We start from the raw sequence: 2,161 nt of genomic DNA, 5'->3' as shown, positions 1-2,161 counted from the left end.
GCCTCCCATCCCCAAAAGATAAAGAAAATGGTCGCAAACGTCGATGACTTTGACTATATCCTTACAGATACAGAATTTGAGGCTTTCATGCTTGAATGTAAACTGATCAAAGAATTAAAGCCTTTGTTTAATAAGAGAATGAAAAGCCATCTTTCCTATACCTATATCAGAATAAAAACAGATGGCCCTTATCGTAAAATCTTCATAACTCCAGACAGGAAAGAACATGATGCTGCCCTCTATTTCGGACCATATTCCAGTCCGATTTATGTAAAAAAAGCAATCGAGAACTTGAAGGAAGCTTTCCATATGAATTGCCTTCATCCTCTCAAGGGTTCCCCATGCTTGAATTACTCGCTCGGGAAATGCAATGGCTTGTGCCTAGGTGGAGATGCTGTTGGACAGTACAACGCGATTGTCGATAAGTTTATAGCTTTGCTTCAAGGAACTGACATGGACATTCTTGAAGAATGGGAGCGAAAAATGGAGCAGGCTTCCGAGGAATTTCGATTTGAAGAGGCGGTTAAATACAGGAATTATCGTAAGTCGTTATCTCTCCTTTTATATAAGGAAAGTGTCATCCATTTTTCTGAGGAGAATAAAAACATTGCAGTCATCGAACGCTTGAGTGATGAAAAGGTGAAATTATTTTTAATAAAGGGGCATGAAATCATCTTCAGCGAAAAATTCAAATTTGAGAATGCAGAGCAGCTTTCTGAAACAATCAGAATCCAAATTCTCAATCATTTTCAAGAGAACGCTCATAGGGAATCCATAGCTATCAGCAAGGAAAATCTCGATCAAGCGCAAATCATATATAGTTATTTGAATAGCACGAATGCGAGATTCACCGTCATTCCTGATCGTTGGATTGAATCCAGAGATTTTGCTCAATTGGACGATGTGATTAAACAGTTGTTAATGAATCTTTAATCGTAAAGGGCTGCAATGTTAAGATTGCAGCCCTTTACTTCTATTAATCTCTTATTTCTCTTTATCCCATACAATCGAAAAAGTAGTTCCCTGTTGGCTTGTTTCTTTTAAAATCAGATCTGCTCCTAAAGCTCTTGCCAGCATTTTGCTAAAAGGCAATCCCAGTCCAAGTCCTCTGACTTTGAGTTTCTTCTTTTCACCTCGGAAGAAGCGTTCAAATACATAAGCTTGTTCTGCTTCCGGAATGCCTGAACCAGTATCTTTAATATCAATCCTCCCATTAGAAAGAATGATGGATATGGATCCATTTTTACCTATTGCCTGAAAAGAGTTATTCAATAAGTTGATCATGATTTGCTGCAGCCGAAGCGGATCGGTCATTTTATTGATTGGATGGTCCGGCACAATTACTTTTAAATCAACAAGCTCATTTTGTGTGACCTGCCATTGCCTGCCGATCTCCTTGATGAGTTTATTCATGTTGCAGTTTTCAGTACGTATAGTAAAAGCACCGGCAGCTAATGAGTTAAAATCGAGCAGGTCAGCAATCATTGTCTGCAGTCTTTGAATTTCTTTTAACGTGATATCCAAAAATTCCTGGCGCTCCTCACCTGTCACAATGCCATCCCTGACAGCCTGGACAAGACCGCTTATAGATGTTACAGGTGTTTTCAAATCGTGTGTCACACCTGCCAATAGCTCTGCACGCATTTGCTCCAGCTGGATGAGACGGTTGGTCATTTCCTTGAATGAGGTGACCAATTCATAGAGTTCCAGTTCGTTTGGCTCTGTATCCAGAGTGATGTCGTAATCTCCTTCTCTCACCTTGGCTGCAGCCCGTGCGACGTCCTGGATTGGTTTTATTATTTTTTTAGATAGAAGATAAATGACGCCCCATCCCAGCAGGCCTAATCCCACCAGCAAAATAGTCAACAGCCGATATTCTTGATCGACGTTTGACAGGTCGGATTTGCTTTGCATGACTACAACCCAACCGGTTTGCCTTTCATCAACAGTTAAAGGGGATTTTACGGCGTAAACGTCAATACCATTGACCTCAAGCTCCTGGACAGTATCTTCACTTTCAATCACCTCAGGTGGGACTTGCCCTGAGGTACGACCGGGACCTCCACCTGGTCCCCGATGAGATGGTCCAAGGTTTAAAACATTTCCATCCAAATCCGTAATGTAAAGCTGCGGCTGATTTTCCATTTGAAGAATTCTTGCC

The 2,161-nt window shown here is 41.1% G+C and carries 2 protein-coding genes; one reads left to right on the top strand and one right to left on the bottom strand.

The annotated features are described in order from the left end of the window. A partial coding sequence (locus WB217_RS10900) for a UvrB/UvrC motif-containing protein (protein WP_423993254.1) occupies positions 1–933 on the top strand: 933 nt, incomplete at its 5' end. A 51-nt stretch (positions 934–984) separates the two neighbouring features. Here WB217_RS10900 and WB217_RS10895 read toward each other — a convergent pair. Further along, positions 985–2,161 (bottom strand): HAMP domain-containing sensor histidine kinase (locus WB217_RS10895; protein ID WP_423993253.1); only part of this gene is annotated, 1,177 nt, incomplete at its 5' end.

It is taken from the genome of Mesobacillus sp. (assembly GCF_049588175.1).
Classification (GTDB): domain Bacteria; phylum Bacillota; class Bacilli; order Bacillales; family Cytobacillaceae; genus Mesobacillus.
Note: the sequence above shows the minus strand (reverse complement) of the source record. Positions and strands in the feature narration are given on the sequence as shown.